Raw genomic sequence first — 25,117 nt, forward strand, 5'->3', positions numbered from 1 at the left:
AGGAGCGTGCGGAAGCGGCGAGCGTCGCTCGATCTCATGGGCATCCTCCGGGTTGCCACCCTCATCGGCCGATGAGAGAGCGCGGGTGCAGGGAATGGGTCGGGAGTCGGGGCGCGGGGAGCGGGGGTTCCGTGCCCCGAGCACGGCCAGAGGTGGTCGTGAGTGAGCGGAACGATGAGACGCGAGCGTGTTCGAGCGGTCGGGTTGGCGCGCGAGTGCGAGCGCCGTACGCTCGCGGTTCGTTGGGCATGGGCGGATGGATGGAGGCGCGGCGTATGCGCGCCGCTCACGCCTCGGCTGTGCCGATGACGACCTCCGCGGGCGGGACGTGCCAGACCGCCTGCTGGGCGCGGCCCTCGGCGAGGTACCACTTGACCATGCGGTCGATGCCCTCTCGCAGAGGGACGCGAGCCTTGAAGCCGGCGGCGATGACCTTGTCGGCCTCGAACTTCGTCTGCGTGGAAAAAAGTTTGCGCACCCGCGCCCCCGAGATCGGCAGGTTCCTGCCCGTGAGGGCGATCACCGCGTCAAAGGGCAGGGCGAGGGCGAGGCCGACCCAGAGCGGGAGGCGCGGGGGTCGCTTGCGGCCGAGCGAGTGGCAAACGGCCGCCGTGATCTCCGCGCTGGTCAGGTCCGGCTTGTCGATGTAGTTGAAGACCTCGAAGGGGGCACGCGCGCCCGCGGCACGCCCCCACAGATAGAGCGTGGCGTCGACGATGTTCTCGATGTACGAGAGGCTCTTGACGTTCGTGCCCGCGCCGAACTCGAGATAGCGGCCCGAGGCGGCCTGGCGGATGAGCGAGTACATGTTGGCGAAGTTGCGCGGGCCGAAGGTAACTGTCGGGCGGATGACGAGGCATCGGCGGCCCTCGCCGCGCGCGGTCCAGGCCTCGAAGACCCGCTCGCCGGCGAGTTTGCTCTCGCCGTAAGGCGAGTTGGGGCGTTTCTCGGAGTCCTCGAAGTGCGGCTCCGGGGCGTCGCCGTAGACCGCGACGGTGGAGTAGAAGCAGCACTCGCGGACTCCGGCGCGGTCGAGTTCCTCGCACATCACCTTGGAGCCGATCTCGTTGACGGAGAAGTAGGTGTCGCGGGCGATGCCGAAGTCGTGGTGGGCGGCCGCGAGGTGGAGGACGCGGTCGCAGCCGACCATGGCGCGGCGGACGGCAGCGGGGTCGCGGATGTCTCCCTTGATGAACGAGCCGCCCGAGGTGTCGAAGGGCGGATCGACGAGGTCCATGATGACATAGGGCGTACCGGTTCGGCGGAAGTGGTCGATGAAGAACGACCCGATGAATCCGGAACCCCCCGTGACGAGCACCTTCACGCCACCGCTCCCGCGCCACGCGCCGCTGACGCCAACGACCGCCCCCACCACCACCCCCGGCCCCGCCCGAGCCTTCCATCGGCCCGGAACGCCGCAGGCGTGAGTGTACTATGCACGGCACGCCCGGGCCTGTTCGCCGGAAGTTGCGACCCCGATTCCCCACGCGATACCGGACCCGACCCCGCACCGACCGAACTCCGCCCGAGCCAACCGACCATGCGACCGACCTTCCTCGGCATCGGCGTCCCCCGCGGCGGCTCGACGTGGCTCTACGAAGTTCTCGACGCGCACCCGGACGTGTACGTCTCCCAGCAGCGCAAGGAGGTCCACTTCTTCGATCGCTCGTTTGACAGGGGATGGTCGTGGTACGAGTCGTTCTTCCCGCAGGACGCCGAGGCGGGGCGGTACAAGGCCGTGGGCGAGGTCACGCCGCACTACATCTTCTCCGAGGAGGCGATGCGGCGCATCCGTGAGACGCCGTCGATCACACGGCTGATCACCACGCTTCGCGACCCGGTGGAGCGGGCGTTCTCGCACTTCACGTGGCGCATTCAGCACGACAACTACCGCAAGGGCTTCCGATCGTTTCTGACGGATTATCCCGAGGCTGTGGAGTGGGGCCGGTACTCCGAGCACCTTGACCGGTGTTTCGGCCTGTTCCGGCGGGAAACCGTCCTGGTGCTGGTGTGCGAGCACGCCTTCGCGGACGTGCCGACCGCGCTCCGGCGCATCGCGGACCACCTGGGAGTGGACGCGGGCCGATTCCCGGCGGGCACGGGGGAGACAAAGGTGAACACGGCGACCTCGCCCCGCTCGGGCGCGGCCTACAAGCTCGCCTCGCGCGTGGGCGCGTTCATGCGCAGGCACGACCTCTACTGGATCAACGAGTTCGCGGTGAACCGGCTGGGCGTGAAGCGTCTGCTCGGCCGCGGCGGCAGGCCGAAGCCGAGGCTCACGCCCGAGGACCGTGCGTACGCACGCACGCTCTTCGAGGGCGAGACGGAGCGCGTCGAAGCGCTGCTGGGCGTGAACCTGGACGTGTGGAGGATATGAGCGCGTTCAGGCGCGGGCGTGGGCGGCGTCGCTGGTGGGGACGCTGGTGCCGTGCTGTCGGTTGTACTCGCCGACGATCCAGTCGTAGGTCTTGCGCATGCCCTCGCGGAGGCGGATGCCCGGCTCCCAGCCGAAGTGCTTCTTGATGAGGGTGTTGTCCGAGTTGCGTCCGTTGACGCCCTTTGGGGCGTTCAGGTTGTACTTGCGCTTGAGCTTGACGCCCGCGATGTTCTCGACGATGTCCACGAGGCCGTTGATGGTGACGAGTTCGTTCGAGCCGAGGTTGAGCGGCTCGACGCAGTCGCCGTCCATGAACATGCGAATGCCCTTGATGCAGTCGTCGATGTACATGAACGAGCGGGTCTGGTGGCCGTCGCCCCAGATCTCGATCTCGTGCTTGCCTGTTGCCTTGGCGTGGATGACCTTGCGGCAGATGGCGGCGGGGGCCTTCTCCCGGCCGCCGTCCCAGGTGCCGTAGGGGCCGTAGACATTGTGGAAGCGGGCGACGCGGGTGTAGACGCCGAAGTCCTCGCGGAAGTGTCGGCACATGCGCTCGCTGAAGAGCTTCTCCCAGCCGTAGCCGTCCTCGGGCATCGCCGGGTAGGCGTCCTCTTCCTTGAGGGGGACGACGTCCTCGGACTTCTGCTTGTCGGCGTTGTAGACACAGGCGGAGGAGGAGTAGAAGAACCGCTTCACGCCCGCGTCCTTGGCGGCGAGGAGCATATGGGTGTTGATGAGCACGCTGAGCATGCACAGGGCCTTGTTGTTCTCGATGAAGCCCATGCCGCCCATGTCGGCGGCGAGCTGGTAGACGTCGGCCGCGCCGGCACAGGCACGGCGGCAGTTGCCGAGGTCCTTGAGATCGGCGACGACGTTGTCCACGCCGTCATGGACCTGGTACCACTCGTCGAGGGGCTTGATGTCCACGGAGCGGATGTTGGTGTGGCCCTGTTCGAGGAAGTGCCGGACGAGCCAGCCGCCGATGAACCCGCCGCCGCCCGTCACCACGATCAGCCCGTTCTTCCCAGCCACGGCTCGCTCCTCTCGCGTTCGATGAACCTTGTTGAAGACGCCTCGGGGGCGCTCGCGGGGCGGGGCCTGTCAGGCCCCGTACAAAGCCCCGTGAAGTCCCGGCCACCGCACTACGCACTCTACGGCGGCTCGGTTCATCGGGGGAGTATCGGCCCCCTGGGGAGCAGGATTGAGTGCGACACCGGACGATGGACAGTGGACATCCGCCTCGGGGGCGTGATTGAGCGAGGCGAAGGAAGGGAGTGCCGGAGGGGCTGCGGGGTTGAGGCATATGGCGTTGAGGTCGAGGCCGCGGCCTCTGCCTTTCGGCCTGCTTCATGTCCGCTGTTCGCTGCCCTCCGTCGCTCACGGAGCGACGAGCGGTCCGTAGACCAGCGGCGCGAGCGCGACGCAGACGATGCCGCAGAGAATGGTGAGCGGCCCGCCGAAGCGCGTGTAGTCGATCCACTTGTATCCGCCCGGTCCCATCACCATGAGGTTGGTCTGGTAGCCGATGGGCGTGGAGAACTCGCAACTGGCGGCGACGGCGATCACAACCGCGAACGGCAGGAAGTTCAGGCCCGCCTCCTGCGTGATGCCGAGGGCGATGGGGAACATGAGGACGGCGGCAGCGTTGTTGGTGATGACGCAGGTGAAGAAGGTCGTCACGGCGAAGGTGACGGCGAGAAGCGCCCACGGGCCGAGGTCGGCCGTCGCGTCCACCACGCCGTGCGCGATCCAGGAGGCGAGGCCGGTCTTGCTCATGGCCCGCTCGATGCCGAAGGCGGCGGCGATGACGATGAGAACCTGAAAGTCCACTGAGCGTCTGGCCTGGGGGCCGGTGCAGCATCGGGTGAGGATCATCAGCCCGGCGCCCGCCATCGACGCGACCATCGGGTCGAGCCAACCGGTCGAGATCGCGACGACGACGGCGAGCACGATGCCCATCGCGATCCAGGCACGCTCGTGGCGAAGGGCGGCGGTCTGGGCGGCCTCGCTCACGAGCATGAAGTCGGTCGAGTCGCGGTACTGCTTGGCGAAGCCCTGCGGCGCCTCGAGGAGGAGCGTATCGCCGGGGCGGAGTCGGATGTCGCCGATCTTGCCGCGCAAGCGGTATCCCTGGCGATGCACGGCGACGACAACCGCGCCGTAGCGCGTACGGATGCCTGCGCCGCGCACCGTGCTGCCCACGAGCGGCGATGCCGGCGAGACCACGGCCTCGACCAGGCGCAGGTTCGGCCTGTAGCCCCCGCCGCCTTCCTCGTCCGCGATCGGTTCGAGGCCCTTGAACTGCTGCAAGTCCACCAGCGAGTCCAGCCGCCCCACGAACACGAGAACGTCTCCGGCGCGCAGCGTCTCCTCCGGTCCGACGGCGATCACGGTCGAATCCGCGCGGTCGATGCGGCTGAGGAAGAGCCCGGGCAGCGAACGCAAGCCCGCGCCCTCCACCGTCCTGCCCGCGAGCGGCGAGCCTTCGGTGAGGCGCATCGCCGCGACGTACTTGCGGCTCTGTTCCTTCCCCGCCTGCTCCGGGCTGGAGCGGTCGGGCAGCAGCCACTTGCCGAAGAGGAGTATGTACGCGACGCCGACGATCGCGACCGGCACGCCGACCCAGGTGATGGTGAACATGCCGAAGCGCACGGGATCGCCGAGCGAGTTGCGCACGTCGGCATGGCTCATCATGCCCGCGACGACGACGTTCGTGCTTGTGCCGATGAGCGTGCAAACGCCGCCGAGGATGGAGGCGGCGGAGAGGGGCAGCATCAGTTTGCTGGCGGGGATGCGGGAACGCTTGGAAAACCCGTCGATGGCGGGCATGAGCATGGCGACGATGGGGGTGTTGTTGATGAACGCGGAGAGGCCGACGACGGGGATCACCATGCGCGCCTGGGCGGAAACGACAGACTTGGCCTTCTTGAGCATCGGGCCCGCGATGAGGTTGATCGCGCCGGTTTCGCGCATGCCCGCTGCGACGACGTAGAGCATCGCCACGGTGATGACCCCGCCGTTGCTGAACCCCCGGACGGCCTCGCCCGCGTCAATGACGCCCGCGAGCAGGAGCGTGACGAGCACGCCCATGAGGATGATGTCCGGCCCCCAGCGCCCGGCGACGAGCGCGGCGAGCATCCCCACCAGCAACGCCCCGGTCAGCCAGGCTTCCCACCCCATCCCGTACACCCTCCACACGTCCCACGAGGCCGCATCCTACCGAAACTTCGGGGGGGGACCTCGCACGCCCCCTCCACTACTTCGCTCGATCTACGCTTGTTCGTGCTGCGCCCCCTGCTGCTGCTGGCTGCCTTGTTCTTCGTCCATTCGACGCTCCGCGCCCAGCCCGTGCTGGAACTCTCGCTGCTGACGTTCAACATCCGCTACGCGACGGCCGCGGACGGGCCGAACGCTTGGGAGCGCCGGGCGGACTTCGTGGCCGAGGTGATCCGCGAAGCGGACGCGGACGTGGTCGGGTTGCAGGAGGCGCTCCGCGGGCAACTCGACCACCTTGCGGCCGCGCTGCCGCGATATGCCGAGATCGGCGTGGGGCGAGACGACGGTCGCACGCGCGGCGAGCACTCGACCATCCTGTACGACTCGGCCCGCTTCGCCGTCGCGGAGTCGGGCACGTTCTGGCTGTCCGACACGCCGGAGATGCCCGGCTCGATGCACTGGGGCAACCGCATCACGCGGGTCTGCACATGGGCGCGTCTGGTGGAAAAGGCGACTGGCCGGGCCGTGTACGTCTACAACACGCACCTGGACCACGAATCACAGCCCTCGCGCGAGAGGAGCGTGCGGCTCATCGCGGAGCGCATCGCCGCGCACACGCACGCGGACCCGGTCGTGCTGATGGGCGACCTGAACGCGGGCGAGGACAACCCGGCCGTGCTCTTTCTCACCGGCGGCACGGACGATCGGTCGGCCGTCGTCTTCCGGGACTCCTTCCGCCTCCTCCATCCCGACACCGTGGAGGTTGGTACGTTCAACGCCTTCCGCTCCGACGCTACGCGCGGTCCGAAGATCGACTACGTTCTCGTGCCCGCCGAAGCCGAAGTGATCGAGGCGGCGATCATCCGCACCCGGCGCGACGGGCGCGTGCCCTCGGACCACTTCCCGGTGTCCGCCCGAATCCGGCTTCCCTAGCCGCGGCTCGCATCGGTTCTCACACCCCGCGTCTCTGCGCCTCCGGGCGAGCCTCTGTATCATCCACTCATGCGAGTTGTCCGCTTCTTCCTCGCGGTTGTTCTGGTTCTCGCTCCCTCCCACTGCCGCGCTCAGCAGCACGCCGCGCACTACACGCACGGAGCGGTCGCGGCAGCGCACCCGGTCGCGTCGGAGGCCGGCGCTGCCATGCTGCGCGCGGGCGGGAACGCCGTGGACGCGGCGGTGGCGGCCTCGTTCGCGCTCTCGGTTGTGCGCCCGCAGTCGTGCGGCGTGGGCGGCGGCGGGTTCATGGTCATTTACCTCCCCAACGACCCCCTGCGCGGGCGCATCGTGACGGCGATCAACTACCGCGAGACCGCGCCCGCCGCGGCGACGCCGGACATGTTCCAGCGCGCGAGCCACGAGCACGCCAGCACGCGCACGGGGCTTGCGATCGCCGTGCCGGGGACGGTGGCGGGGCTGCTGCACGCGCTGGAGCGGTACGGAACGATGGAGCGTGCGGCTGTGCTCGCGCCGGCGATCGCGGCGGCGCGGGACGGGTTCATCACCGACGGGGCGCACGCCGCCGCGGCGCGTGAGGTCGCCCCGAACATGAGCGACGAGGAGAAACGGCGCAGTCCCCTCCTCTGGCGCACGCTGCTGCGCGAGGGCGCGATCCGCCCTGGCGACCGCATCGTGAACGAGCCGCAGGCGCGGCTGCTGGAGGCGATCGCGGAGCGCGGCGCGGCCGCGTTCTACGACGCGCCGGAACTCCCCGATGCCGCGGCGGCGGCAGGGGGCGTCATCACGCGCGATGACATGCTCGGCTATGCGCCGGTCGAGGTGTCTCCGCTGGTGTTCGAGTTCGCGGGGCGCACGTTCCTGGCGATGCCGCCGCCCTCGTCGGGCGGACTGGCAATGGCCCAGTCGCTGCTGATGCTGGAGCGAGTCGCTGGGCCGATGACCGGGCCGCGCCCTCCGGACACTGACTTCGCACACCTGCTGGTCGAGTCGTTGAAGCACGCCTTCGCGGACCGGGCCGAGTGGCTGGGCGATCCGGCATTCGTCGACGTGCCGGTGCAGCGTCTGCTCTCGCCCGAGTACCTCGACGCCAGGGCCGCGACGATCGACCGCGAGCGCACCCGCCCGTCGCACGCCTACGGCACGCGGGAGGCGAAAGACGACGCCCCGGCCGCGCCGCCGCCGGACGACGCGGGCACGAGTCACCTGTGCGCCGTGGACCAGTGGGGCGGGGCGGTGGCGTGCACGGAGACGATCAACCTGTCGTTCGGCTCGCGGATCACGGTCGAGGCGTGGGGCATCTGCCTGAACAACGAGATGGACGACTTCACGGCCCGTCCGGGCGAGCCGAACGCCTTCGGACTGCGCCAGTCGGCGCGCAACGCGCCCGCGCCGGGCAAGCGACCGCTGAGCAGCATGAGCCCGACGATCGTGCTCGACGCGGAAGGGCGGGTGGAGGCTGTGGCGGGCGCGGCCGGCGGGCCGCGGATCATCACGGCCACGGCGCAGTGCCTGCTGAACGCGCTGGTGCGCGGGCTGGACGCGGGCCACGCCGTCGCCGCGCCCCGGCTGCACCACCAGTGGCTGCCGGACCGTTTGCTCTACGAGACGAGCGGAGCGGCGGACAGCGAGCACAACGCGCTGATCGGCGCGCTGGCGGCGCGCGGGCACGATGTCGAGCGGACGGGGGGCATCGGCGTGGCGCAACTCATCGTTCGCACGAGCGAGGGCTGGCACGCGGCGTGCGACCCGCGACACGGCGGGCGACCGGCGGGGCACTGACGGCGCGAGGCCGCATCACGGGCACGGCGGGTACCTGAAGAGGTCGAGGAAGCACATGACGTCGAGGGAGTTGATGGCGGTATCGCCGTTGCAGTCGGCGGCGGCGTCTCCGGCGGCGTAGAGGTTGAGGAAGCAGAAGAGGTCGCGTGTGTCGAGGACGCGGTCGTTGTTGCAATCGACGAAGCAGGGGAGGGGATCGCCGGGGACGCCCCAGAAGGTGATGGCGTGCGTCAATCAGATCGGGCAGACGCCGAGGTCGGTGAAGAAGTAGCACCAGGCGTCGCCCGGCGCACCGCAGATGAAGGCGTCTACGTCCTGGCTCCATCCGGTGGATGAGCCGGGGCGACCGGGAATCCCGCCGGCGTCGGCCGTGCCCCAGAGGGCGAGGTGCGCGCCGAAGGAGTCCACCACGCAGAAGTCGCCGTTCTCGATTCGATCGGCGAGGAAGTGGAGATTCGCGCCCGCGCCATCCTGCGGCATGGTCCAGCCGTCGGTGCCGCCAGTCCCGAGGTCAACGCTGGTGAACCACATGCCCGACTTGAGTGCGGGGAACTCGAAGACCCACCCCGCCGCGCCGGGCGGCTCATCGCACGCCGGTCGGAACGAGTCCTCGGCGGTGAGGATGCCGACATAGCACACGGCGGTCGCGCCCCACCACCACATCCAGCCCGCCCGTGTTGCGAAGGAACCCTCATAGCCGGGGTCCATGCTCATCTCACTTGCGGCGAGAGGGTTGAGGTACTGCGCTCCGAAGTACCAGCGGCTGCGGTCCGGCACTCCGCACTCCCCGCCGCCGATCGGCTCGCCCGAGCATGGATGGACCTGCAGCGCATCCCACAGGCGTTCGCAGCCGCGCGTGCCTTCGCGGGTGGCGGCGTCGGGCGCGTCGTAGTCGCGCCACTCGCCTGCGAGGCGGGCCTGGCCGTCCAAGAGAACGACGGGCGCGTAGCGTGCCGGGACGACCATCTCGGGCACGGGAGAGACGTGCAGCGTTCGACCATCCTGGGCGGTGGCTGATGCGGACACACCGGCCGCTGCCGCTGCGCAGATCACCGTACGGAACTGGAACTTCGGTTGCACAGCTGGGCTCCTTCAGACTCGACCACTCGGCGCCGCCCTGAAAGCCCACGAGACCGGCGAACGCCGCTCTCCTCGGGACGTCCCCGCGCCAGATCGGCGCACCTTCCAGTCTACTGATTGCCCCCTCACCATCAAGGGTCTTCCGCACGCCGCCGCACGCTCGCCGCCATCCGGCGGACCCGCGTTTCGCTGTGTCCGTTTGATGATCTGGCCATTTGCTACCCTCCTCCCATGCCGACCACCGTCTTCCTGAACGGCGCGTTCGTCGAGCCGGGCGAGGCCCGGGTCTCGGCGTTCGACGCGGGCCTGCAGCATGCCGTCGGGCTGTTCGAGACGCTTGCCGCGGGCAACGCCGCCGGCGAGGCGTGGGGGCGCCGGTTGCCCGAGCACGTGGACCGGCTCTGCGCGTCGGCGCAGGAACTGGCCCTGAGCAACGACCTGCGGCGCGATGCGCTCATCGACGCCGTGCTGCTGACGGTGAAGCGAAGCGGGCTGCCGCGTGCCCGCGTCCGTCTCACCATCACGGCGGGGGACATGAGCGCGGCCCCCCGGCCCGCGCCGGGCACGACGCCGCCCCCCCCCCACTCGCCGACCGTGATGATCCTCGCCCAGCCCGCGACGGACTACCCCGAGGCGATGTTCGAGCGGGGGGTTCGGGTCGCCATCGCCGACGCCCGCGCCAACCCGTTCAACCCCACCGAGGGGCACAAGACGCTGAACTACTGGTGGAGGCTGCGTGAGTTGCACCGGGCCTCGGCGAAGGGCGCGGCCGAGGCCCTCGTCTTCCAGATCACCAACCACCTCGCGGGCGGGTGCGTCTCCAACGCCTTCGTCGTGAAGGACGGCACGCTCCTCACGCCGTTCGCCCGAGGCGACGAGGGCGCGACCCTCCCCAGCCCGGTCCTGCCCGGCGTCACGCGGGCCGCCTTGCTCGACCTGGCGACAGAGCTTGGCATCGACGCACAGCGGCGCATGATCACGATCGACGACGTGCTCGGGGCGGACGAAATCTTCCTGACGAACTCGAGCTGGGACGTGCTGCCCATCGTGGCGGTAGAGCGGGAAACCATCGCCGATGGGAAACCCGGCCCGCTGACCGCGCGATTGCGCGCCGCGATGGCGGCGGAACCGAGGCCATGAAGCGCGTTGCGTGTGTGATGAGCATGGCGTTGCATCCGCGAACTTCTTTCGCCTGTTCGTGTTTGGTTCGCCCCGGTCTTTCTTTGTTCACAATCGGTTGTATCAACGCGGTTCGGCTCGCTAGCATGGTTTGAAGAACGCAACTCGCCGCGCAGCGCGTCCGGCATCTCACATGACTTCCATTCTGTGCCACGTGGGCCAGACAACGGGCGCGCCGTCCGGCAAGAGAGGTTGAACGCACATGGCGAAGAAGAGGAAGGTCCGCCGCAGGAGAGTGATGCGCAAGGCCGTTCGGCGTGCGCGCAGGTCCGCTGCCCGCGGAACGGGCGCGCTCGCGTCGATGAGCACGGAGGCCATCGCGGCCGAGCTCGCACGCCGGCAGAACGCGGCGCCGGCCCTGCGCGACCGAGAGGCCGAACTGATGGCGGAACTCGACGACGTCCGCTCCCAACTCGCGGGGCTGGACGTGGCTCCGGCCCGGGGACGCCGGCGCGGCGGCGGACGCGGGCCGGGCTGGCCCGCGGGCGGCAGCACGGGCCGAAAGCGCCCCCGCAACGACGCGAACCTCGAAACCTACCTCGCCCGCGTGCTCAAGGGCAAGACCATGGGCGTCACCGAAGTCGCCAACGCCGTCAAGCGCGCCGGCTACAAGACCACTTCCCCCAACTTCCGCACCATCGTCAACCAGACGCTCATCAGGAGCGACAAGATCAAGAAGCTCGCACGCGGCAAGTACACCGCGGCCTGACCGCGCACCCCGAGTCAACCAGCAAAACAACAAGGCCCGGGGAATCGTTCCCCGGGCCTGTTCGTCGGTATGGTTCGGCGCTCCCCGTCAGGCCCGCGCCCCGAAGCGACGCCGCATCACCACGGGATCGGCTCGCGGGTCAGGCGGCTCGGACGGTCGGTGTAGAAGACCCGCCCCAGGTCCTGCATGAACATCCGTTCGTTCTCGTTGGCCATGACCGCGAGCGTGTTGTCCACATCTACCTGCCGCTGGTAAAGAGTGACGAGCTCGGGCATGGGGTTGGCCCTGATCTTGGCCGCATACCGCGACGAGGGCGTGGACGGCCCGGAAGAACAGGCCATCAGGGTCGCGGCGCACAGGCCCGCGGCGGAAACAGCGAACAGACGGCGCAGACGCATGAGAGCCTCCTTCCGGCGGGCAGTGTTCTACCGGCCCCGCCCCGGGGCGTCAAATTCGGGCACGGCCGCGAGGGCGTATTCGGCCCGATGCCGAGGGTGGATGCAGAAAGAAGGATGGGCTTGGCCCGGGCGAGGGAGCAGACGATGAGCGAGCGGAAGCAGAGGCAGGAAAGTGCCAGAACGGCAGCGTATCGGGCCTGGGAAGCCGTGGCGGCCTGTGTTGGGCCGGTTTGACGGGCTGACGGGGCCGGGTTGCCGGGCCTGAGGGTTGCATGGATTCAGGGACAGACTGGTCAGGAAGGAAGGGTTCGATGCGCCCGGACAGACTCACGAATGCCGCCCAGCAGGCCCTGGCCGATGCCCAGTCGGCCGCCCTCGCCGCCTCGCACCCGGAGGTCACGGCCCTGCACGTGCTGCAGGCCCTGGCGGAGGACCGCAACGGGCCGGCGGCGTCGATCATCCAGCGGGCGGGAGCGGACGCGGCGCGCCTGTCGCAACTGGCGAAAGCCGAACTCTCGCGTCTGCCGACGACGAGCAGCGGCGCGGGCACGCCCGGGCGCGAACTGATGGAGCTGCTCGCGCGTGCGGAGAAGGAGCGCACGTCGCTGGGCGACCAGTACGTGTCGAGCGAGCACCTGCTGCTCGCCATCGCCGACCTGAACACGAAGGCGAAGGACGCGCTGGGCGCGCTCGCGCTGGACCGCCGGCGTCTCCTCGACGCGGTCAAGGCGATCCGCAAGGCGAGCGGCGTCGAGACCATCACCGACCAGGACGCGGAGAGCGGATTCGAAGCGCTCAAGAAGTACGGCATCGATCTGACCGAGAAGGCTCAGCAGGGTAAACTCGACCCCGTCATCGGGCGCGACGAGGAAATCCGCCGCTGCGTGCAGGTGCTGAGCCGCCGCACCAAGAACAACCCGGTGCTCATCGGCGAGCCGGGCGTGGGCAAGACCGCCATCGCCGAGGGCCTCGCCCTGCGCATCGTCAACGGCGACTGCCCCGAGAGCATGCACGACAAGCGGATCATCGCCCTGGACGTGGGCGCGCTGCTGGCGGGCACCAAGTTCCGCGGCGAGTTCGAGGAGCGACTCAAGGCGGTGCTGCGCGAGGTCACGTCCAGCGACGGGCAGGTCATCCTCTTCATCGACGAACTGCACACGATCATCGGCGCGGGCGCGGCCGAGGGGGCGGTCAGCGCGGGCAACATGCTCAAGCCCGCGCTGGCGCGCGGCGAGCTGCGCTGCATCGGCGCCACCACGCTCGACGAATACCGCAAGCACGTCGAGAAAGACCCGGCCTTCGAGCGACGCTTCCAGCCGATCTACGTCGACCAGCCCAGCGTCGAGGAAACCGTCGCCATCCTGCGCGGGCTGAAAGAGCGCTACGAGGCCCACCACGGCGTGCGCATCCAGGACGGGGCCATCCTGGCCGCGGCCCAGCTCAGCCATCGGTACATCGCCGACCGCTTCCTGCCGGACAAGGCGATCGACCTGATCGACGAGGCCGCCAGCCGGCTGCGCATCGAGATCGACAGCGTGCCGACCGAACTCGACGAGCTGCGCCGTCGCATCATGCAGCTCGAGATCGAGCGAGAGGCGCTGCGGCTGGAGGGGGAAGGCGGGCGGGACGCCCGCCCCACCGGCGGAACGAAGGAGCTGGAGCGCGTCGAGCGCGAACTGGCCGAACTTCGCGAACGCAACAACGCCCTCACCGCCCAGTGGGAGGACGAGAAGAAGCAGTACGACGAGGTCAAGAGGCTCAAGTCGCGCATCGATCACAAGCGCACGGAACTCGAACAGGCCCAGCGCCGCGGCGACCTCGAGACCGCCGCCCGCATCCAGTACGGCGAACTGCGCGAACTGGCGTCGCGCCTCGAGGCCGCCGAGCGTGCGATCGACGAGCGACAGGCACGCGGCGACGCACTGATGAAGGAGGAAGTGGACGCCGAGCAGGTCGCGGAGGTCGTCGCTCGGTGGACGGGCATCCCGGTCTCGCGCCTGGTCGAGTCCGAACGCGACAAACTGGCGCGGATGGAAGAGCACCTGCGCCGGCGCGTCGTCGGGCAGGACGACGCGCTGCGGGCGGTCTCGGACGCCGTGCGCCGCTCGCGTGCCGGCCTGGGCGACCCGGCCCGCCCGATCGGCAGCTTCCTCTTCCTCGGCCCGACCGGCGTGGGCAAGACCGAGACCTGCAAGGCGCTCGCCGAGTTCCTCTTCGACACCGAGGAGGCCCTCGTCCGCATCGACATGAGCGAGTACATGGAGAAGCACGCGGTCGCGCGCATGATCGGCGCGCCGCCCGGCTACGTCGGCTACGAGGAGGGCGGCGCGCTCACCGAGGCCGTCCGGCGCCGACCCTACTGCGTCGTGCTGATGGACGAGATCGAAAAGGCTCACCCGGACGTCTTCAACGTGCTGCTCCAGATGCTCGACGACGGGCGGCTCACCGACGGTCAAGGACGCACCGTCGACTTCCGAAACACCATCGTCGTGATGACCAGCAACCTCGGCAGCCAGAAAATCCAGGAGATGACCGAGCGCGGCGCGGAGGACTGGGAGGTCGAGGCCGCCGTGCGAGACCTCATCCGGCGCGGCCCGGGCGCGGACTTCTCCGCCGAAGGCCTCAGCCCCGACGAGATCGCCCGGCGCGGGCGCATGGACGCCCGCCTCGACGTCGGCATGCGCGAGCAGTTCTTCCGCCCCGAACTCCTCAACCGCATCGACGAGATCGTCGTCTTCCACCAGCTCAAGCGCGAGCAGATCGCCGCCATCGTGGACATCCAACTCGAACGCCTGCGGGCACGCCTGCGCGAACGCGAGATGGACCTCGAACTGACGGCCGAGGCCAAGACCCTGCTGGCCGCCGAGGGCTGGGATCCGGCCTACGGCGCGCGGCCGCTCAAGCGCACCATCCAGCAGCGCATCGAGAACGCCCTGGCCAGCCGAATCCTCGCCGGCGAGTTCGCCGCGGGCGACCGCATCCTCGCCGACGCACGCGGCAAGAGCCTGGTGTTCGAGAAGATCGGCAGCGGTGCGACCGTCAGCTGAACCCGCTCTGCATCGATCGCTCGAACGACTTCTCGCTCATTCCCGCTCCAGCAGCAGCGCGGTCAGTTCGTCCGTGACATCCAGCCCCGCGATCCCCGGCCCGGCCTCGACCACGCGGGCCAAGGCGTGGCGGTCCATCACCAGCCGCAGCTCGTCCTCGATGCCGGGGATGAGTGTGTAGAGCGGCTCGGTCCCGGCCAGTTGGCGGTGAGCGATGTCCTGCATCATCTCGCCGTAGGCCTCGTAGGCCGCAACCGCCTGCTCGTCCCCTGCGGCACGGGCGTCATCCCGTGCCCTGATCAGCACCCGCAGTTCGGCTTCCTTCTCCGACGTCCTGTGGAAGGCGACCAGCAGGTCCGTCCGACGCACGACCCCGACGCCGCCTGTGGCGTTCTCCGGACGAAGCATCAGGGTCGCCCCGGCGTGGCGGTTGACCGGCTCGCTCCCGTTGTGGCACCCCGACCCGGCAAGGGCGAGAACAGAGCAGGCAAGAACAACCGGAACGATTCGAAAGAGACGGTGCATGACGGGCATCCTTTCAGTGGGCGGGCAGGCTTGTTTAGCGATCACTAACTTATTGGGGATGTTGGGGTGCGGGTTGCAGGTCGCCGGGCAAATCGGCGTACCGACGACGCACGGCACGGAACCGAGCGTGAAGGGAGTCGCGTCCACGACTCACCCCCACTTTCACCGCCGGTTTGAATCCAGCCGAATGGCGGCGATCGAAGACATCCTCGCCCGGCTCCGCGCCGCCATGCTCGGATTCCGCCGCGATTTCGGGGTCCGCTCCCTCGCTGTCTTCCGCCCCGCGTCTCGCTTCGATCCCGACGCCGTGCTGTGCGGGTGGCTCGACCTGCGCGACGAGCCGTGCCCTGCGTCCGGCTACAACCTGAGCGGTACGGACGGACGCACCTGCCCCGAGTGCGGCGTCGCGATCGCCGCGATCGTGCTTGGGCAGCACGCGGACAACGACGACGGTGGGCGATCTGGCTCTTGGGCTACTGGCTGTGGCAGGGCGTCAGAACCCCTTGAGCCGCTCCAGGAACGCCTCGCGCTGCTTCTCGTTGAGCAGGGCGATGACGCCGAGGAACGCTTCGGCCTGCTCCGCCTCGGTCGCGCCGCGCATGGCGCGGGCATCGTATTCGCCGATGATGGCGCGGATGCGCTTCTCCTGATGCTCGCTCAGGCCCAGGCCGCGGAGCAGGTACTCGACGAAGAACGACTCGCTGGCCGAGAGGCGCGCGTAGGAGCGCTCGAGTTCGCGTCCGAGGGCCTCGAAGCGCTCCTGACGCATGGCCTCGCCGGCGCGGACGGTCGCGCCCTCGGCCTTCGCCCGTTGGACCCGCTCGGCGGCGACGGCGCGCCAGTAGTCGCTGACGAGCCGGTCCAGGCGGGCGCGCACGCCCTCGGGCAGCACGGCGCGAAGTTCCTCGCCCAGCGTGCCGCGCTGGCGCAGCGGCTCGGTGATGCGCACGAACTCGAGGAAGAGCCGCAGTTGCCCGAGTTTGTCGCCCGCCTGCTCGGCCGCGGCGAACTGAGGGAAGAGGTCGAGATTGTCGAGGACGATGCGGTCCATGACCGCGGCCCGCTCCGAGATCACACGGCGCGCCGCGGCGAGCGTGCCCGCGTCCAGACCGAGCAACTCGAGCGCGGCTTCTTCGGGGGGCACCTCCAACCGGCGCACGCGGCCCTCGTAGTCCACACGCACGAGCGAAGTCTCGCGTTCCACGCCGGCGAGCGCAGGCCCGGCGAGCGGTGCATCCTGAGCCGAGGCGCGTTCCGCCGCGACCGACGCCCCCCCCACCGCCGCGATCACCATCACCGTCAGTCTCACCAGCCGCATCGCCGGCCTCCTTCCCCGTCAGCGTACCGACCGGGGGGTTGTTGGCAAAGAGTCGGCCCGCGATTTCGCGCGGCGCCGGTCAGCCCTCGCCGGCGATCCACGCCCACTGCCGGCGCAGGCCCTCTTCGAGCGGCGTCCTCGGGGCGTAGCCCAGCTCGGCCCTGGCGCGGGAAAGGTCGGCCCAGGTACGCTCCACGTCGCCGGCAAGGGGGGGAGTGTGCGTGACCCTCGGCTCGACGCCGACGACGCGCCCGATCGCCGCGATGAGTTCGTCGAGGCGCACCGGACGATCGCTGCCGAGATTCCAGACGCGGAAGCCGAAGCGAGGCACACGCTCGTACGCGCTGATGATGCCGGCGACGACGTCGTCGATGTAGGTGTAGTCGCGGCTGGTGGAGCCGTCGCCGTAGACGGAGAGCGTCTCGCCCGCCGCGAGCCGGCGCATGAAGGAGCCGATGGCGAGGTCAGGCCGCTGGCGCGGTCCGTACACCGTGAAGAACCGCAGGCAGCACGTGGGCATGCCCGTGAGGTGATGGTGCGTGAAAGACTGGAGCTCGCAGGCCCGCTTGGTCGCGGCGTAAGGGCTGATCGGCCCATCGACGGAATCCTCTTCCGCAAACGGTGTCTTCGGGTTGTTCCCGTAGACCGACGACGACGATGCGACGACCATCCGCGACACGCCCGCCTCGCGCGCCGCTTCGAGAACGCTCGCGGTGCCGAGCACGTTCGCGCGGGCGTAGCCGACGGGGTCTTCGACGCTCGGCCTCACGCCGGCCTTCGCGGCGAGGTGGACGACGCCCTCGGGCCGCTCGCGCTCGAACAGGCGCGAGAGCCAGTCGAAATCGCAGATGTCGCCTTCCGCGAGCGTGAAGCCCCCCCCTGCCGCCAGCCCGCGCACGTTCTCCTCCTTGAGCGAGCGATCGTAGAACGGGTCGAAGTTGTCGATGCCGACGACGCGGCGCCCGCGCGAGACGAGCGCACCCGCGAGGTGCGAGCCGATAAAACCCGCGGCGCCAGTCACGGCGATGGTGGTGGACGTGGTGGGCGAGGTGGTCATGGGGGGGCGTCGGGGGGGGCCTGCCGCATTCAGCCGCGACCGCCGGAGTCGGCGCAGAAAGCAGGGCGCCATCGTAAGACAGCGCCCCGCTGGAGGAGAGAGAGATCAATGGAGTCTAGTGCGATATCGGGTGAACTGTTCCAAATCCCATCAAACTTCGCACCAGTTTTCACGTCCCGAGCTTGACAAACCCAACCTCTAGGGGTACCGGCATTCCGGCCCCGCGGCCCGTTGCCGACAGGTTGTCCACAGATGTCATACGCACCGGGTGGCGGCAGGGTTTGCGCGATTTTCGGACCCCCGCACTGCCATAAAGCCCGCCGATGGCAGGCTCTAGGGCATCTTCAGACCACGCTGCGGTGTCGCGGAAGGCCTAGCGCGGCTCGGGAATGTCCACGCTGTCCATCGGGGGCGGCGGTCGCCGTTGCCCCGGCGCGGGCTGTTCGGGCCGTCCCTCCCCGAACCGGCGTTCCATGAGTCGCTCGATCGCCCGCCGACGGTCCTCCGGGGACATCGCCCGGAGTCGCTCGCGCGCCCGTTCCGGCAGGCGTTCGAGCAACTCGGCCGGGATGTCCCCGCGTTCGAGGGCCTGGCGGATCGCCCTGCGGCGCGCCGGATCGTCCCCGCCGGACGGGCCGGCGTCGAGGCCACGCGCCTCACGCTCGGCGCGCAGTCGATCCGTCATCATCTCGCGGTAGGCCTCGTCGCGGCGCGCGTCGATCTCCCGCCTCGCCGCCTCCAGACGCGCCCCGACGTGCACCTGCTGCTCCTCCGTCAGCAGGTTCCAGACCTTCGCCTCGACGTCCGCGATCCGCGGTCCGCTGCGCCGAATCTCGGCAAGCCGCTGTGCATGAGCGCGCCGCTCCCGCTCGTCCATCGTGGGCGGGCGAACGACGTCCGGCTCCACGCGCTGCGGGACAGGCCTCGCATCCGGCGCGGGCCTTGTCTCTGGATTGGGTCGCGCTCCGGGTCTGCCTTCGGAGCGCGGTTCCGGACCCACCGCCGGTTCGCCCGGCCTGCGCTGAAGCGGTCTGGCCTCGGGTTGACCCCCAGGCGCGCCTCCCGGGCGCGCACCGGGTTGCACCGGACGATCGATCGCGCCATCCCGGCGCACCTGGCCGCGCAACTCGTCGGCGTGCTTTTCCACGTGCGCTCGCACGTCGCGCCGGAATGCCTCCTGTAACTCCTGAATCCTGAGCCGCTGGCCATCGGTGAGCCGCAGATGCCGAGGTGCCTCCGGCGCGTCGAGCGAAAAGACGGCCCGCATGAAGAGGTCGTGCGGCACTCGGGCCTGCTCCATGCGGGTACGCTCGCCCTCCTGGCCTGTGAAACTCGACTGCCAGCCGGGGGGCATTCGGTCCACGACCCCCGGCCCCCGGAGCGGCGGCTCATGCCGACCCGGCTGTTCCCCCTGCCCCATCGCCATTCCGCCGACCGCCGCCACGCACGCTGCCACGAAAATCTGCCGGATCATCATCGATGCTCCTTCAAGGGTCATGTCACGCCTCTGCACAACGCCCCTTGCATCCCCGGATTGCCCGCGCTGCATCCTCTATCGTTTCTACGGAGAGGTTCCCCCGCCACACCCCGCCCGAGCTGCAAGGCACGACCAGATGACCCAACCACCTGAAGCCCCCCCCGCTCCGCAGTCCGTTGCCCCCGCTCTGCCGGGCGTGCGTCACGCGATCGCCGTGGGGGCGGGCAAGGGCGGCGTGGGCAAGTCCACGATCGCCGTGAACCTGGCCGTTGCGCTCGCGCGGCGCGGTCACGCGGTCGGCCTGCTCGACGGCGACATCTACGGCCCGTCGCTGCCGACCATGCTGGGGCTGCACGCTCTGGAGCAGGCCGTCGTGGCGGGCAAGCTCGCGCCGCACGCCGTACACGGCATCAAGGCCATCACGATCGGCAAGCTCGTCGAGACGGAGAAGCCGCTCATCTGGCGCGGGCCGATGGCGCACGGCGCGTTCAAGCAACTCGTCGAGCGCACCGATTGGGGCGAACTCGACTACCTCGTCATCGACCTGCCGCCCGGCACCGGCGACGTGAGCCTCACGCTCGCCCAGACGCTGCGCCTCACCGGCGCGGTCGTCGTCTGCACGCCGCAGAAGGTGGCGCAGGACGACGCGGTGCGGGCCGTGCGCATGTTCCAGCAGCTGGGCATCCCGGTGCTGGGCGTGGTGGAGAACATGTCCTGGTTCATCGGCGACGACGGGAAGGAGTACGACATCTTCGGGAGGGGGGGGGCTGAGATGATGGCCCAGCGGCTCGGGCTGCCCTTCCTCGGCGCGGTGCCGATCAACATGGCCCTGCGCGCCAACAGCGACACCGGCGAGCCCCCGAAGAACTTCGACCCCCCCACCGCCGGCGGCCGCCCGCTTCCGGACGCGCTCAACTCCCTGGCTCACAACCTCGAAGCCCAGGTCGCCCTCGCCGTGATGCGCACGCGCGGCCCGGAACTGCGGGTGAGCTGAGCGCCTTGCGGCGCGCAAGGTTCCGTGGGAAGATGCGACCGTCGGCGTCCCGCGCCGAACGGAGCAAACCAATGACCATGAACCCACGCGTTCGCCCCGCCGACTGCACCCGGCGCGCCTTCCTGCGAACGGCGACCGCCGCCGGCGTCGGCTCCCTCGCTCTGCCCGCCGCCGCGTCCACGCTTGCGTTCCCGTTCGTGCGGACGCGCGACCGCTCCGGCCTGCAGCCCGTCATCCTCGGCGAGGGCCGGCACGCCTACGAGTGCATCCACGACTGGGCGAAGATTCCCGACCACGTCGCCCTCGGCAACACGCACGGCGTCTGCGAGGATGCGCAGGGCCGAATCTACGTCAAGCACACGGTCCACGCCTCGAGTTCCTCGCCCGACGCCGTATGCGTCTTCGACCCCGACGGCCGGTTCATCGAGAGTTGGGGCGCGGAGTTCCGCGGCGGCGCCCACGGCCTGCACATCGCACGCGAGGGACGCGAAGAGTTCCTCTACCTCTGCGATTTCGCACGCGGCGTCGTCGTCAAGACCGACCTCAGGGGCGAGGAAGTCTGGCGGCTCGGCGTCCCCGACGCCTCCGGTCTCTACAACAGCCCCGATGAGTACCACCCCACCAACGTCGCCACCGCCCCCAACGGCGACTTCTACGTCGCCGACGGCTACGGCAAGTCCTGGATCCACCACTACAGCCGCGACGCCGAGTACCTCCGCTCCTTCGGCGGACCCGGCAACCAGCGCGGACAACTCTCCTGCCCGCACGGCCTGATCGTCGATACGCGCGGCCCACAGCCCGAACTCCTCGTCGCCGACCGCTCCAACCGCAGACTCCACCGCTTCGACCTCGAAGGCCGCGTTCTCGGCCTCGTCACCGACGAACTCCGGCTCCCCTGCCACTTCCACACCCGAGGCACGGACCTGCTCATCCCGGACCTCGAGGCCCGGGTCACCATCTTCGACCGCGAGAACCGTGTCATCGTCCACCTCGGCGATGGCGGCAACACCGCCCTGCGCGACAGGCCCCGCGACGAGTTCATCCCCGGCCGATTCATCGCCCCCCACAGCGCGATCTTCGACCGCGAGGGCAACATCTTCGTTGTCGAGTGGGTCGAGGTCGGCCGAGTGACGAAACTGCGACACATCGCCTGATACCCCGGCCGGTCGCAAAGTATCTCCCCCGATCAATCCTAGAGACAGAACCGTCTGTTCATGTTCTCGACCCATCAGGGCGAATCGGTCCTTGTGCCGCTGACTCGATGAAACAGAAGGTTCTACCCGTCAAGAACCGATCATTCCGTCCATGACCACGGTTGCCGATCGTCTTCTCAATCATGCTTCCACCATCTTCGAGGCCAAGGGGTTCAATGCCGTCGGCATCGATCTCCTCCTCGCCGAGGCCGGCGTCGCCAAGATGTCGCTCTACAAGCACTTCAAGTCCAAGGACGGCCTTGTGCTCGCGGCCCTGCGCCGGCGCGATCATCGCTTCCGCGAGACCTTCGCCGCGCTGGTCGAAGCGCGGGCTTCGGAGCCGCGGGCCAGGATGCTCGCCGTGTTCGACGTGCTGTCCCGGTGGTTTGAGCGGGACGATTTCCGCGGGTGCATCTTCCTGAACGCTGCGGCTGAGTTCCCCGAGGCGGACGGCCCCATCCGGCGTGCTGTCGCCGAACACAAAGCCTGGCTCCGCGAGTACCTCGGCTCGCTCGCTCGGGCCGCGGGCGCGCCAGATCCCCCCACTCTCGCGGCCGAACTTGCGTTACTGGTGGACGGCGCGATCGCCCGCGCCCACGCCGCAGGAGAGGCGGACGCTGCGACCACCGCCCGGCGAGCAGCCGAGGCGATTGTGCGGTCAGCCTTCGCTGCCGGGATGCCTGCCTAGGCCGCCTTCTCCCGCGCGTGCTCCGACCTGGCTCTTTGGCAGCTGGCCCCCTTGGCCGTTTGAAGTTCGACCACGACCGTCGTCCCCCCCCCTTGGCGAGGCTCGACCCGGATGCTCCCCCCTGCCGCCTCGACGAGTGTTCGACAGAGGGCGAGACCGAGTCCGCTCCCTCGACTGGAAACGAACGGCTCGAACACACGATCTCTCAGGTGCAGGGGAATACCCTTGCCCGTGTCGCTAATCTCGATCGTGGCGTGCGTGTTCCACGTGGAACACTCTCTCACTCGGACGGTGAGTTCCCCGCCGCCGGGCATCATCGCTTCCCGGGCATTAAGAAGCAGGTTCAACAGGATCTGTTCGAGGGCAGTGGCCGAGATGGCGACGCGCCCGCCGGCAGGCACCTCGATCGACACGGTGATCCCGTCCTGGTTCAACTCTCGGCCAAGGTTCTGCAGGGCGGTTGTGATGCACACCGCGATCTCGCACTCGTCCGGCTGGACTCCCCCACCCTTCGCAACTGCGAGCACAGCCTCGGCGATGCCACTTGCCCGTTTGGCGGCGGAAGCGGAACGTTCCAGGGCCTTGCGAACCAACGCCGCATCTTCCGGCCTTGCGAGCGCAGCCTTGGCGTAGCCCAGCACGGGCGTCAGGATGTTGTTGACCTCGTGGGCGATCATCCCAGCAGCGATGCCGAGCATGGACAGCCGGTGCGATTCGGCCAGTTGACCCCGAAGACGGTCGATCTCCGCTTGCAGCCTGTCGAGATGGGCCTGCGGGTCGGTCGGCGAAATCGGTTCGGTTTCGGGCATGGCAAGCGCGCGGCCTCATCCCGGGCACGATTGGGCTATCGGTCCAATCCGGTCGGAACTTGGGGCACAGTCAACGATCGCGATGCCAGATCCAGCCGTCGGGTTGACACCCGGCAACGATCCATGCCTTGATGGTGGCAGGGCGAAGATCGGCATCAACGACCGCGGCGAGGTCGAGCCAGCGGAACGCAATGTCCGGTTCGAGACTCGGCACGACATCCGGCCACGCGGGGTGGTGTTCCACGTGGAACACCAGGTTGATCTCGTGTCTCAGGCGTTCTTGCTGGGTGAAGGCGTTCTCACTCACGAGCATCAGTCTGCCGGCCACGACGGTCAAGCCCGTCTCCTCCTTGAACTCCCGCACCAAGGCAGCTGAAGACGATTCGCCAAGCTCGACGTGCCCCCCCGGAAGATAGAGATAGCCTTGCTTGCGGTTGGCGCAGACAAGAACATGCTGTCCTCGCAGAGCCAGGCCTCGGGCGATGATCTCGATGCGGTGGGGGGTGTTGGACACGGATCGCTCCGAGTGAGTTTGTAACCGAAAGAGGCATCGCTCGCATTCCGAGCGTGCGAATGCGACCCCGCCGTGGCATAATGCCAGCCATGAGCACGAAGCCGCGACGGTTGGGACGGGGTTTGAGCAGCCTGCTGGAAGCCCCCTCGCCGGTCCGCATTGAAACACAAGTGCCTGTCAGTCAAGACGTTACGGTCGGTTCTGGCGTTGTCGCCCTGCCGGTTGATGCCGTCTCGCCCAGCCCGTTCCAGCCGCGAGAGCGGTTCGACGACGCGGGACTGGCCGGCCTGGCCGAATCGATCCGCCGGTCCGGCGTCATGCAACCGATCATCGTCCGTCCGCTCGGGAGCATCGGGGGGGGGGCGCGGAAGTACGAACTCGTGGCCGGCGAGCGGCGGTGGCGAGCGGCCCGGCTGGCGGGGCTGGCGACCGTGCCCGCGCTGGTGCGCGACCTCGACGACGAGTCGGCGGCCGAGTGGGCCGTGGTCGAGAACGTGCAGCGCGAGGACCTGAACCCCATCGAGCGGGCGCGTGCCCTGCGCGGCCTGGCCGAGCGGTTCGGCCTGACGCACGGCGAGATCGCGGATCGCGTGGGGCTCGAGCGCTCCAGCGTCGCCAATCTCATCCGTCTCATCGACCTTGATGCCCGAGTGCAGGAACTGATCGCGTCGGGCGCGCTCACGGCCGGCCACGGCAAGGCCCTGCTTGCGGTCGCCGACGCCGCGCGGAGGGCAGCGCTGGCCGAGCGGGCGGTGCGCGAGTCGTGGACGGTGCGCCGGCTGGAGCGCGAGGCTCGGCGCGCGCCGGCGGTGGGAGGGAGCACGGCCGCGCAAGGGGGGGGGACGCGCGAGGCCGTCATCGCCGACCTCGAGCGCCGGCTCACGCAGCATCTGGGCACGAAGGTGACGATCGTCACGGGCGCGACGGGCACGCGGGGGCGGATCGTCGTGGAGTTCTACGACCTCGACCACTTCGACGGGCTGATGACGAGGATGGGCCTGGTACAAGGCAAGTAGCACAAACGTCAAGTGAGCCAATGCGGAAGCGGCGTCCGGTGAGTGTGCGTGGGGAGGGGGGGGCACATGTACAAGCCGTGGGTCGTAGAAGGCGAGACGCCATGGGAGCCTGATGACTTCTACGGATTGTCCGCCGCCGAGGCGGGCCTGTTCACGACGTGGTTCGTCGAGAGCGCCGCGGTGCGGATCGCCGCGCTCGAAGCGTTCATCGCAGCGACGCCGGGTTTCGAGGGCTGGCGCGCGGACGGCTCGCGCGAGTCGTTTGAGAGGTTCGGGCCGTGGTTCCTGGCGACGATGAGGATGCTCAGGACGCCCGAGGGTCGGCAGGTCTACGCCGACCGCCCGCTGGCCCGCTCGGTCAGCGCGGACATGGGAACGTACATGGCGGAGACGCTCAGGCATGAGGGGCCGCGCTGCGCGTGGGAGCGGTGGGATGACGAACGCGACAAGTTCCATAACCACCCGGTGCTGGTCTGGCCGAAACGGCGCGGCAAGTTCTGCCCGATCGGCACATACATCGGCGATGGCCTTTTCATCAGAGCGTTGCCGACGAACTACTACGCGGTACACTTCGATGAGTTGCTGGTCATCGCGACCTACGAACCACGCGAGTACCCGCCCGTGCCCCGGCGTGAGGGAGAGCCGGAACGCTCCCGCTGTCCGAGGTGCGGCTTCGTCTACGGTCGCGTCGCTATGCCCGAGGGCGTGTACTGCAATCACTGCGGAGACCTGGAGAAGCGCACAACCTAGCGGCTTGCACGGCATCCGCGGTTCGTCGGCGCGA

General features: G+C 69.1%; 23 protein-coding genes. 11 read left to right on the plus strand and 12 right to left on the minus strand.

Annotated features, from left to right (window positions below):
• Positions 1 to 286 precede the first annotated feature (286 nt).
• Positions 287 to 1,378: an NAD(P)-dependent oxidoreductase gene (locus FBT69_03995; GenBank protein ID MDL1903962.1), complete on the minus strand. Its 1,092-nt coding sequence runs from the start codon at positions 1,376 to 1,378 to the stop codon at positions 287 to 289.
• Positions 1,379 to 1,540: 162 nt separating this feature from the next.
• On the opposite strand from FBT69_03995, the gene FBT69_04000 reads away from it, so the two are divergent.
• Positions 1,541 to 2,377 carry a sulfotransferase domain-containing protein gene (locus tag FBT69_04000; GenBank protein ID MDL1903963.1) on the plus strand — a complete coding sequence of 279 codons (837 nt, stop codon included), beginning with the start codon at positions 1,541 to 1,543 and terminating at the stop codon, positions 2,375 to 2,377.
• A 6-nt stretch (positions 2,378 to 2,383) separates the two neighbouring features.
• Here FBT69_04000 and FBT69_04005 read toward each other — a convergent pair whose 3' ends face one another.
• On the minus strand, positions 2,384 to 3,409 hold the full coding sequence (locus FBT69_04005; protein MDL1903964.1) for an NAD-dependent epimerase/dehydratase family protein: 1,026 nt from the start codon (positions 3,407 to 3,409) through the stop codon (positions 2,384 to 2,386).
• A gap of 345 nt (positions 3,410 to 3,754) precedes the next feature.
• Entirely contained in the window at positions 3,755 to 5,557 is a 1,803-nt protein-coding gene (locus FBT69_04010) for an SLC13 family permease (GenBank protein MDL1903965.1), read from the minus strand.
• 33 nt (positions 5,558 to 5,590) lie between these two features.
• Between FBT69_04010 and FBT69_04015 the strand changes: the two genes are divergently transcribed.
• Positions 5,591 to 6,526, plus strand: coding sequence for an endonuclease/exonuclease/phosphatase family protein (locus FBT69_04015; protein ID MDL1903966.1), 936 nt, complete (start codon positions 5,591 to 5,593; stop codon positions 6,524 to 6,526).
• Positions 6,527 to 6,595: 69 nt separating this feature from the next.
• Entirely contained in the window at positions 6,596 to 8,329 is a 1,734-nt protein-coding gene (ggt, locus tag FBT69_04020) for a gamma-glutamyltransferase (GenBank protein MDL1903967.1), read from the plus strand.
• Between the two features lie 15 nt (positions 8,330 to 8,344).
• On the opposite strand, the gene FBT69_04025 is transcribed toward ggt, so the two are convergent.
• Together FBT69_04025 and FBT69_04030 are read right to left on the minus strand one after the other, a co-directional pair.
• The gene (locus FBT69_04025; protein MDL1903968.1) at positions 8,345 to 8,563 is read right to left on the minus strand and encodes a hypothetical protein; all 219 of its coding nucleotides are present in this window, start codon (positions 8,561 to 8,563) and stop codon (positions 8,345 to 8,347) included.
• Positions 8,564 to 9,409: a hypothetical protein gene (locus FBT69_04030; GenBank protein ID MDL1903969.1), complete on the minus strand. Its 846-nt coding sequence runs from the start codon at positions 9,407 to 9,409 to the stop codon at positions 8,564 to 8,566. It lies immediately after the preceding gene.
• A 231-nt stretch (positions 9,410 to 9,640) separates the two neighbouring features.
• On the opposite strand from FBT69_04030, the gene FBT69_04035 reads away from it, so the two are divergent.
• The gene (locus FBT69_04035) at positions 9,641 to 10,549 is read left to right on the plus strand and encodes a hypothetical protein (protein ID MDL1903970.1); all 909 of its coding nucleotides are present in this window, start codon (positions 9,641 to 9,643) and stop codon (positions 10,547 to 10,549) included.
• A 241-nt stretch (positions 10,550 to 10,790) separates the two neighbouring features.
• Entirely contained in the window at positions 10,791 to 11,297 is a 507-nt protein-coding gene (locus FBT69_04040) for a hypothetical protein (protein MDL1903971.1), read from the plus strand.
• A 116-nt stretch (positions 11,298 to 11,413) separates the two neighbouring features.
• On the opposite strand, the gene FBT69_04045 is transcribed toward FBT69_04040, so the two are convergent.
• Positions 11,414 to 11,695 (minus strand): hypothetical protein, encoded by a 282-nt coding sequence (locus FBT69_04045; protein ID MDL1903972.1) that lies wholly within the window; start codon positions 11,693 to 11,695, stop codon positions 11,414 to 11,416.
• A 311-nt stretch (positions 11,696 to 12,006) separates the two neighbouring features.
• On the opposite strand from FBT69_04045, the gene FBT69_04050 reads away from it, so the two are divergent.
• Positions 12,007 to 14,742: an AAA family ATPase gene (locus FBT69_04050; GenBank protein MDL1903973.1), complete on the plus strand. Its 2,736-nt coding sequence runs from the start codon at positions 12,007 to 12,009 to the stop codon at positions 14,740 to 14,742.
• Between the two features lie 36 nt (positions 14,743 to 14,778).
• On the opposite strand, the gene FBT69_04055 is transcribed toward FBT69_04050, so the two are convergent.
• From FBT69_04055 to FBT69_04070, 4 genes are all read right to left on the minus strand, one after another.
• Positions 14,779 to 15,267 carry a hypothetical protein gene (locus tag FBT69_04055; GenBank protein MDL1903974.1) on the minus strand — a complete coding sequence of 163 codons (489 nt, stop codon included), beginning with the start codon at positions 15,265 to 15,267 and terminating at the stop codon, positions 14,779 to 14,781.
• 493 nt (positions 15,268 to 15,760) lie between these two features.
• Positions 15,761 to 16,585, minus strand: coding sequence for a hypothetical protein (locus FBT69_04060; protein ID MDL1903975.1), 825 nt, complete (start codon positions 16,583 to 16,585; stop codon positions 15,761 to 15,763).
• A 79-nt stretch (positions 16,586 to 16,664) separates the two neighbouring features.
• Positions 16,665 to 17,642 (minus strand): NAD-dependent epimerase/dehydratase family protein, encoded by a 978-nt coding sequence (locus tag FBT69_04065; GenBank protein ID MDL1903976.1) that lies wholly within the window; start codon positions 17,640 to 17,642, stop codon positions 16,665 to 16,667.
• 373 nt (positions 17,643 to 18,015) lie between these two features.
• A complete protein-coding gene (locus tag FBT69_04070) occupies positions 18,016 to 19,140 on the minus strand; it encodes a hypothetical protein (GenBank protein MDL1903977.1) in 1,125 nt (374 codons plus the stop codon).
• On the opposite strand from FBT69_04070, the gene FBT69_04075 reads away from it, so the two are divergent.
• The 3 genes from FBT69_04075 to FBT69_04085 all read left to right on the plus strand — a co-directional run bounded on the left by FBT69_04075 (position 19,139) and on the right by FBT69_04085 (position 21,994).
• Positions 19,139 to 20,113, plus strand: a complete 975-nt coding sequence (locus tag FBT69_04075) for an Mrp/NBP35 family ATP-binding protein (protein ID MDL1903978.1) — start codon at positions 19,139 to 19,141, stop codon at positions 20,111 to 20,113. The two genes, FBT69_04070 and FBT69_04075, sit on opposite strands and share 2 nt — an antisense overlap.
• 71 nt (positions 20,114 to 20,184) lie before the next feature.
• On the plus strand, positions 20,185 to 21,267 hold the full coding sequence (locus tag FBT69_04080; protein MDL1903979.1) for a hypothetical protein: 1,083 nt from the start codon (positions 20,185 to 20,187) through the stop codon (positions 21,265 to 21,267).
• Between the two features lie 151 nt (positions 21,268 to 21,418).
• Positions 21,419 to 21,994, plus strand: coding sequence for a TetR/AcrR family transcriptional regulator (locus tag FBT69_04085; GenBank protein ID MDL1903980.1), 576 nt, complete (start codon positions 21,419 to 21,421; stop codon positions 21,992 to 21,994).
• On the opposite strand, the gene FBT69_04090 is transcribed toward FBT69_04085, so the two are convergent.
• Both FBT69_04090 and FBT69_04095 read right to left on the minus strand, forming a co-directional pair.
• The gene (locus tag FBT69_04090) at positions 21,991 to 22,803 is read right to left on the minus strand and encodes a HAMP domain-containing histidine kinase (protein MDL1903981.1); all 813 of its coding nucleotides are present in this window, start codon (positions 22,801 to 22,803) and stop codon (positions 21,991 to 21,993) included. The genes FBT69_04085 and FBT69_04090 overlap by 4 nt on opposite strands.
• Before the next feature lie 70 nt (positions 22,804 to 22,873).
• The gene (locus tag FBT69_04095) at positions 22,874 to 23,485 is read right to left on the minus strand and encodes an NUDIX domain-containing protein (protein ID MDL1903982.1); all 612 of its coding nucleotides are present in this window, start codon (positions 23,483 to 23,485) and stop codon (positions 22,874 to 22,876) included.
• Between FBT69_04095 and FBT69_04100 the strand changes: the two genes are divergently transcribed.
• Positions 23,377 to 24,333, plus strand: a complete 957-nt coding sequence (locus FBT69_04100; protein MDL1903983.1) for a ParB/RepB/Spo0J family partition protein — start codon at positions 23,377 to 23,379, stop codon at positions 24,331 to 24,333. The genes FBT69_04095 and FBT69_04100 overlap by 109 nt on opposite strands.
• 66 nt (positions 24,334 to 24,399) lie before the next feature.
• On the plus strand, positions 24,400 to 25,083 hold the full coding sequence (locus FBT69_04105) for a hypothetical protein (protein MDL1903984.1): 684 nt from the start codon (positions 24,400 to 24,402) through the stop codon (positions 25,081 to 25,083).
• The last annotated feature ends 34 nt before the right edge of the window (positions 25,084 to 25,117 follow it).

Source organism: Synechococcales cyanobacterium CNB (assembly GCA_030263455.1).
Lineage (GTDB): Bacteria > Planctomycetota > Phycisphaerae > Phycisphaerales > UBA1924 > CAADGN01.